The 8049-nt window shown below is 60.6% G+C and carries 6 protein-coding genes; 1 reads left to right on the top strand and 5 read right to left on the bottom strand.

What is annotated here, in order from left to right; genetic code table 11:
* Positions 1-251: 251 nt before the first annotated feature.
* Both WBB95_RS09905 and rlmKL read right to left on the bottom strand, forming a co-directional pair.
* Positions 252-2636 carry a sensor domain-containing diguanylate cyclase gene (locus tag WBB95_RS09905; protein WP_424487421.1) on the bottom strand — a complete coding sequence of 795 codons (2385 nt, stop codon included), beginning with the start codon at positions 2634-2636 and terminating at the stop codon, positions 252-254.
* 149 nt (positions 2637-2785) lie between these two features.
* Complete coding sequence (rlmKL, locus tag WBB95_RS09900; RefSeq protein ID WP_424487420.1) at positions 2786-5056, bottom strand: bifunctional 23S rRNA (guanine(2069)-N(7))-methyltransferase RlmK/23S rRNA (guanine(2445)-N(2))-methyltransferase RlmL; 2271 nt, start codon at positions 5054-5056, stop codon at positions 2786-2788.
* A 545-nt stretch (positions 5057-5601) separates the two neighbouring features.
* Here rlmKL and rmf point away from each other — a divergent pair.
* Positions 5602-5817, top strand: coding sequence for a ribosome modulation factor (gene rmf, locus WBB95_RS09895; protein ID WP_002553055.1), 216 nt, complete (start codon positions 5602-5604; stop codon positions 5815-5817).
* A 120-nt stretch (positions 5818-5937) separates the two neighbouring features.
* Here rmf and WBB95_RS09890 read toward each other — a convergent pair whose 3' ends face one another.
* The 3 genes from WBB95_RS09890 to WBB95_RS09880 form a co-directional block, all read right to left on the bottom strand.
* Complete coding sequence (locus WBB95_RS09890; RefSeq protein WP_424487419.1) at positions 5938-6957, bottom strand: quinone-dependent dihydroorotate dehydrogenase; 1020 nt, start codon at positions 6955-6957, stop codon at positions 5938-5940.
* Between the two features lie 86 nt (positions 6958-7043).
* Positions 7044-7499, bottom strand: a complete 456-nt coding sequence (locus WBB95_RS09885) for a transglycosylase SLT domain-containing protein (RefSeq protein ID WP_424487418.1) — start codon at positions 7497-7499, stop codon at positions 7044-7046.
* The gene (locus WBB95_RS09880) at positions 7492-7893 is read right to left on the bottom strand and encodes a winged helix-turn-helix domain-containing protein (protein ID WP_424487417.1); all 402 of its coding nucleotides are present in this window, start codon (positions 7891-7893) and stop codon (positions 7492-7494) included. The genes WBB95_RS09885 and WBB95_RS09880 overlap by 8 nt, the downstream gene beginning before the upstream one ends.
* Positions 7894-8049 lie beyond the last annotated feature (156 nt).

Below are 8049 nucleotides of genomic sequence, written 5' to 3'. Positions count from 1 at the left end.
GGCGGCCCACGGATTCAAGCCGGAGTGCGGGCATGCCGAGCCACAGCGAGGCACCGAGTGGAGGGGCAAGAGCGTTTTGCTTACTTTTGACTGGGCCGGCATTCCGGCTCTATCAAAAGTGAGCCGCTGTAAGAGCGGAACCAATATCAGCAAAAACGCAAACAACGGATATGCACTCGCCAAACCCAAGGCCGCCATCGCAGGCAAGCCAGCTCCCACACTGACCTGTGCAACCTCAAAAACCGGACTGATCAAGCACGCAGGCGCTCTGCCTCCACCCGATCCCGGCCTGCCTGCTTGGCCACATACACCGCCGAATCCGCCCGCAACAACAACCCATCAATCCCTTCATCAACACGCCAACTGGCCACCCCAAAGCTCGCAGTCACCACCCCCACCGACTCCATCGGCGCACCACGCAGTGACTGCCACAACTCCATGGCCACGCAATACGCCTGATCGCCATCAGTATTGGGGCACAGCACCACAAACTCTTCACCACCCAAACGACAAAACACATCAGTGCGACGCAGCCGCAGGCTGATGCGTTTGCACACCTCCTGCAACACTCCATCACCCACCCCATGCCCATGCTGGTCATTGATGCGCTTGAAGTGATCAATGTCGAGCATGATCAACGACAGCGCTCCCGACGCCCGATTGAGCCGGAGCATCTCAGCCTTGAGGCGGTCCTGGAAATAACGACGGTTATGAATACCCGTCAAAGAATCCGTGATAGACAGCGCACGCAGCTCTTCCTCAACCCGTTTGAGGTCGGAAATATCCGACACATAGCCGTGCCAAAGCGTACCGCCGCCCGGTAACTCTTCCGGCGTGGCTTCTCCGCGAATCCAGCGCAGGCCACGTTGCGGCAACAGCACCCGATACTCTTCACGCCAATGACTCAACTGCAACGCCGACAGGCGAATCGACGCCCGCACCCGTTCGGCGTCCTGAGGGTGGATGCGCTCGAACACCTTGTTCGCATCCTGCTGCAACACACCCGGTTCGATTTCATAGATATCGCGAATGCCATCGCTGGCGTAAATGAAACGCCAGTTGTCCTGCGGCTCCAGGGTGAACTGGAAAATCCCGCCAGGCACATGGGCGCTGAGTTTTTTCAGCAAGCGATCCCGCGCCGCCAGTGCTTCGTAAGCACGCTTCTGCTCAGTGACGTCCAGGTAAATCGCCAAGTGCCCGATCCACAGGCCATGGTCATCAAGGAGCACAGTACCCAGCATATTCACGGTCAGCCGGCTGTTGTCCTGGCGCAACAGCGTCCACTCACGCGCCTCGTGCAGGTTGTCCGGGCTCTCCACCAGCATCGCCTGGCTCGGCGGAATACGCTTGCCCAGCGTTACGCTCAACGTAGCAGCACGCGCGTCAAGCTCGGTGGCCAGGTGCAGGCTTTCCAGGGTCATGCGGCCCATCACCTGCTCGGACTTGAACCCCAGCATCTGCTCGGCGCCGGCATTGAATGTGTTGATCACACCGCGCAAATCGGTGGCAATGATTGCAACCTGAGTGGCTGCATTCAGCACGCTGCGCAATTGCCCATGCGCGCCACGCAGCTCCTGCTCACGCAGGCGCAACTGCACGGTGCGCTGCTCCACCAGTTTGAGTGCGCGCTGGCGCTGGCTGACCAACACGTACAGCAATGCGCTGAGCAACAGGCTGAGGAGCCCGCCCATGGCCAGGATCGTGTTCATCGAAGAGTGGTTGGCCAGGTCGAACACCTGGCTGGTGCGCAAGGTCAGGGCATACACATGATCGCCGAGGGTGAGTCGGCGCGCGGCAGTGAGGTCACTGTTGCCCACCGCATTGCTGGACGCGTACAGCACGCGCTGCTGGGTGTCGGAGGTGTCGACGATCTGCATCACCAGGTTGTCGCGGTTCGGCTTGGGCAAACCATCGGCCACCAACTGGCGCATGCTGATCACCGCCATCACAAACCCGTAGGGCTCGGCATCTGCGGTTTTGCTGACGGGCGCAACCAGCAAGACCCCGGCAGCATAGGCCGGCTCCACACCCACCAACTGCATCGGCTGGGACACCGCAGGCTTGCCACTTTGTTGCGCGCGCTCAAGGGCCGAGCGCCGCAGTGGTTGAGCCAGCAGGTCAAACCCCAGGGGCGAGCCCAGCAGGCTTTGCGTCTGGCTGTACAGCACCGGCACGTATTCATCCCGTTGCGAAGCCGGCGCCAGTTCACCCGAGGCGTTCAGCTCACGGATGGCGAAAGGCATGCCACGCTGGCGCGACACGTCTTGCTCAAACTGGCTGCGTTGATCGCGAAATACGCGCGGCGCCCACGCATACGCGCGAGCGCGCAACAGCAAGGGCTGGGCGAAACCATCGAACTCTGCGCGGGACACCTCACTGGAATTGACGAAGAACCGTCGCAGGCTGCCCAGGCGTTGCTCCTGGTCTTCAAAGCGTTCCTGCAAGCGGGTGTAACGCTCGTTGACCAGCAACTGGAAACGCTGGCGAACCTGTTGCTGGTAAAGGTTGGCCGCCGTCCAGGCGACAATGACTGTCAGCGCGCAACCTGCCAGAAACACCACCAACGCCACCAGCCAAGCCGACGCCTGTTCACTGATAAAGCCAAGGATTTTCGGGCGAACGGCTTGCATCGGCATAGGCAACACTCACAACGCCAGTGTGCGGGGGTGTCACTTTGGCTAGGCCTTCAGTTATAGCCATGGGACCGGGGTTTGACCAGCGCAAAAAAGCCGCAAGCCCGGAATAGTCAGGGCTTGCGGCTTTTTGGTGCAGCCAGGTGCCGCGATCAGCGCGCGGTGATTTTCCAGGCCCGGTGGATCTTCGCGTTACGCGCGAAATCCGGGTCAAGGGTCTTGTCGCTGATTTCCTCGACCGCATAACGTTCGCTGAGGTTGTCCTCCAGCACGAACTTGCGGAAGTTGTTCGAGAAGTACAACACGCCGCCCGGTGCCAGGCGCGCCATGGCCAGGTCGAGCAACTGCACGTGGTCGCGTTGCACGTCGAAGATGCCTTCCATGCGCTTAGAGTTGGAGAAGGTCGGCGGGTCGATGAAGATCAAGTCGAACTCATCGCGGCTGGCTTCCAGCCAAGCCATCACATCACCCTGCTCCAGGCGGTTCTTGTCAGAGAAACCGTTGAGGGAGAAGTTACGACGCGCCCAGTCCAGGTAGGTCTTAGACAGGTCGACACTGGTGGTGCTGCGCGCGCCGCCCTTGGCTGCGTGCACGCTGGCGGTGGCGGTGTAGCAATACAGGTTGAGGAAACGCTTGCCGGCCGCTTCTTTCTGGATGCGCATGCGCATCGGGCGGTGGTCGAGGAACAGGCCGGTGTCCAGGTAGTCGGTCAGGTTGACCAGCAACTTCACGCCGCCTTCGCTGACTTCGGTGAACTTGCCCTGGGCGCTCTGACGCTCATATTGCTTGGTGCCGCTCTGGCGCTCACGGCGTTTGACCACCACGCGGTTCTTGTCGATGTTCAGCGCCTGGGGAATGGCCGCCAGGGCATCGAACATACGCGCGGAGGCTTTTTCCGGGTCGATGGACTTCGGTGCGGCGTATTCCTGCACATGCACCCAGTCGTGGTACAGGTCGATGGCCATGGAGTATTCCGGCATGTCGGCATCGTACACGCGGTAGCAGTCAACGCCTTCGCGCTTGGCCCACTTGCCCAGCAGCTTCAGGTTTTTCTGCAGGCGGTTGGCAAACATCTGCCCGCCTTCGCTCAACCGTGCCTGCTCAACCACTGGCGCGGGCGCCGGAGCTGGCTTGATCGGGTTGCCGTTCTTGTTGTACTGGCGCTCTTCCGGCTCGGTCGGCGCTTGATCGTAAGCGGCTTGCTCACGCTCGGCCTGACGCTGCTCCGGGGTGCGACGTTCGCCGGTGACGAACTGGTCCGGGTTGACCTTGATCAGCAGCAGCTTGCACGGCAGCGCACCGTTCCAGAACGAATACTGTTTGTGGCTGCGAATGCCCATGCGCTTGCCCAGGTCCGGCGCGCCGGTGAACACCGCCGCCTCCCAGCCCATGCACGCTTGGCGCAGACGCTCGCCAAGGTTCTGGTAGAGGTACAACAGGCTGGCTTCGTCACCCAGACGCTCACCGTACGGCGGGTTGCAGATCACCAGGCCTTTCTGGTTCTGGTCCGGGCGCGGCTCAAAGGTGCCGACTTCGCCCTGGTACACCTTGATCCAGTGGCTCAGGCCTGCGCGTTCGATGTTGTTGCGGCCGGGCTGAATCAGCCGTGGGTCGGCTTCATAGCCGCGAATCCACAGCGGTGGCTTGGCCATGCCGATAGCGGCACGTTCAGTGGCTTCTGTGTGCAACTTCTTCCACAGCGCCGGGACGTGACCGAGCCAGGTGGTGAAGCCCCACAGCTCGCGGTTGAGGTTGGGCGCCATGTCGGCAGCGATCATCGCGCCTTCCACCAGGAAGGTGCCCACGCCGCACATCGGGTCAGTCAGCGCGCCGCCTTCAGCAGCAATGCGCGGCCAGCCGGCGCGGATGAGGATCGCGGCCGCCAGGTTTTCCTTCAACGGTGCAGCGCCCTGCTGCAGGCGATAGCCGCGCTGGTGCAGGCTGTGGCCGGAGAGGTCGAGGGAGAGGATCGCTTCGCCGCGGTCCAGGCGCAGATGAATGCGCAGGTCCGGGTTGATCTTGTCGATGGACGGGCGTTCACCGGTCGGGGTGCGCAGTTTGTCGACGATCGCATCCTTGACCTTCAAGGCGCCGAAGTGGGTGTTGTCGATGCCCGAACCGTGGCCGCTGAATTCCACGGCCAGGCTGCCGTCGGAGACCATGTGGTCGGCCCATTCGATATCCAGCACGCCATGGTAGAGGTCTTCGGCGTCCTTCATCGGGAAGCGCTTGAGCACCAGCAACACGCGGTTGGCCAGGCGCGACCAGAGGCACAGGCGGTAGGCGGTTTCCATGTCGGCCATGCCGCGCACGGCCGAGGTGTGCTCGCGGGCTTCCTCAAGGCCAAGCCCGACGGCTTCCTCGATCAGCAGGCCTTCGAGGCCCTTGGGGCAGGTGAGGAAGAGTTCAAAACGGTCCGACATGGGGCATTCCAGGCTTTTCAGCAATAAATGAACGGGCGACGCATCGCCGGCTCGGTTTTCAATCAAGCACTTTTCTTGAAGAGTGCTCGCGTGGCACGAATGTGCCGTCCCACCCCGTCTGCCGGGCCTTCCGGCCTTGATTAACGGGGCAGATAGAACTTTTTAGTGACAATACGAAAGTAACAAAAAGAAATATTCCGACCCTTCGTCGAATAATAACCGACTGCAACGGACGGGCATTCTCACTAAAGGATTAAACCCATCCTCTTTGCAGGGCACATCATAGCTGGGTTTGCCGATTAAAAGGGGCGAAAAGCCATCCCAGCTTATGGCTATAGCATCGTTATCGTTACGTGCTTATGACAAAACGATCATTGAATCCATGTGACCTATTGGTTAGAACTCAACACAGGTTGGCGCCGTAACGGCGTCGACACATAGGCTCGCCACGCCGGCAGCGAGCCCACCAACGGCAGAAAAACTCTGCCCGGCCTCAGACGAGGCCGAAGGATATCAAGACAGTCAACAAGTGAGGGAAACACCCTATGAGAAGACTTAAGCGTGATCCGTTGGAAAGAGCATTTTTACGCGGATATCAATATGGCGTTCATGGAAAATCCCGTGAGCTTTGCCCATTTACTCTACCGTCGGTACGCCAAGCCTGGATCAACGGCTGGCGAGAAGGACGCGGCGACAACTGGGACGGTATGACTGGCACTGCGGGCATCCACAGACTCAACGAACTTCACGCCGTCGGCTAATACAGGGCACTTAATCCGACACACCACCTTGAAGATTACGTAACGACTTAACCACGCACGCCCCATCAGGGCGGCGGGCTTCGGCCCAAGGGCTCCTTCAGGGAGCCCTTTTTATTGCACTCAACGCAGTGCCGCAATCGCATCCACCGATTCACGAATCAGCGCCGGACCTTTATAAATAAAGCCCGAATACAACTGCACCAGGCTCGCGCCAGCGGCGATCTTCTCGGCTGCGTGCTTGCCTTCGGTGATGCCACCCACGGCGATGATCGGCAAGCGCCCCGCCAGTTCGGCGGCGAGTACCTTGACGATATGGGTGCTCTTGTCTCGCACCGGCGCGCCCGACAACCCACCAGCCTCGTCACCGTGTGCCAACCCTTCGACACCGACACGGCTGAGGGTAGTGTTGGTGGCGATGACCGCATCCATGCCCGAGTCAATCAAGGCCTGGGCGACCAGCACAGTCTCTTCGTCACTCATGTCCGGGGCGATCTTGATGGCCAGCGGCACGCGTTTGCCGTGACGCACGGCCAAGTCTTCCTGGCGCTGGCGCAGGGCTTCGAGCAGTTGCTTCAAGGAATCGCCGAACTGCAGGCTGCGCAGGCCCGGGGTGTTGGGCGAACTGACGTTGACGGTCACATAGCTGGCGTGGGCGTAGACCTTGTCCAGACAGATCAGGTAGTCATCCACCGCACGCTCTACCGGCGTGTCGAAGTTCTTGCCGATATTGATGCCGAGAATGCCCTTGTACCTTGCCGCCTGAACCCGCGACAACAGGTGGTCAACGCCCAGGTTGTTGAAGCCCATGCGGTTGATGATGGCCTCGGCTTCCGGCAAACGGAAGATACGCGGCTTGGGGTTGCCCGGCTGCGGACGTGGCGTCACGGTGCCGACTTCGACAAAGCCAAAGCCCAGTTGCGCAAAACCGTCGATGGCCGCGCCATTCTTGTCCAGGCCGGCAGCCAGGCCAACCGGGTTGGGGAAGTCGAGCCCCATTACCGACACCGGCATGCTCGCCGGGGCCTTGCATACCAGGCCATTGAGCCCCAGACGACCACCGGCACCGATCAGGTCCAGGGACAGATCGTGGGAAGTTTCCGGGGAGAGTTTGAACAACAGCTGGCGGGCCAGGGTATACATGGGCGGGCTAGACTCGGATGGCGGCGAAAGGTGGCGCCGATTATAGCCGGGGTGGCGCCTCCGGTGCGAGGCGCGCCAGCCAATCGTCAGCGGCGCTGCGCAACCAAGGCTTCGTACCGCGCCCAGATTCTTTCTGCATAACGCAGACGCGAGGCCTCGCGCTCAGGAGCCGCGCCTGCGTTGTAGGAGCCCACGGCTGTCCAGTTGTAACCAAAACGCTGGATAAACCCGGCCAGGATCGAAGCGCCCACTTCGACCGACAAGCAAGGTTCACTCAACAGCCGCTGCTCGGTAATTCCCTGCTTGGCCAGGCGTGGCAGGTGCATGCTGTTGATCTGCATCAGGCCAATATCCCGGGAGCCATCGCTGTTGCCCGAATTCGTTGCGCCCGCGCGGTAACCCGATTCCACCGCCGCGATGGCCTGCAGCAACTCCGGTTCGATGTCATAGCGGCGCGCCACCTCATCCCAACAGCTGGCCCAGGCTTGATGGGTGCCCATCAATACAGTCAACAACAGCGTTTTACCCAGCACCTTAATCATGTTTCACCTGGCCGCACGCCAAGCAAACGCGCTGCGCATGGCCACGCTCTGCCGGTCGTGGTTCACGCTGTTCGGTTTTAACGGCACAGCTAAAGCGGTAGCCCCTGCCATAGATCGTCTTGATAAAGCCTTTGTCGGCCTTCAGGTGCTTGCGCAACGCGTAGATGCAACGGGTGAGCGACTCTTCGGCGACGTCACCGTGGGGCCAGGCCATTTCGAGCAAGCGATCCTTGGTCATCAGCGCTCCGTCGGAAGCGAGTAGAAGCCGCAGCACATGCCATTCCTTGGGCGGCAGTTGAATATCCACGCCCACGCCAGTCAAACGGCCATCGCCATGCAAAGTCCATCCGGCAAAAAACCGTGAGGCTGTCAGCCCATCACGCTCGATGGTCATACACACCTCTGCATCCGACTACTGACATTGAATTCCTTACCTGAAGAAACGGCCGATACGCCAATGCCGCGACTATAGAAACCTGAGCCCCGGACAACGTTAGGAAAAAGCCGATGCAATCGAGGCTTTTGGTAGGCACTGCGTAGGACTTTTCAC

Origin of the sequence: Pseudomonas sp. (genome assembly GCF_049645325.1) — a bacterium.
GTDB lineage: Bacteria > Pseudomonadota > Gammaproteobacteria > Pseudomonadales > Pseudomonadaceae > Aquipseudomonas.
Note: the sequence above shows the minus strand (reverse complement) of the source record. Positions and strands in the feature narration are given on the sequence as shown.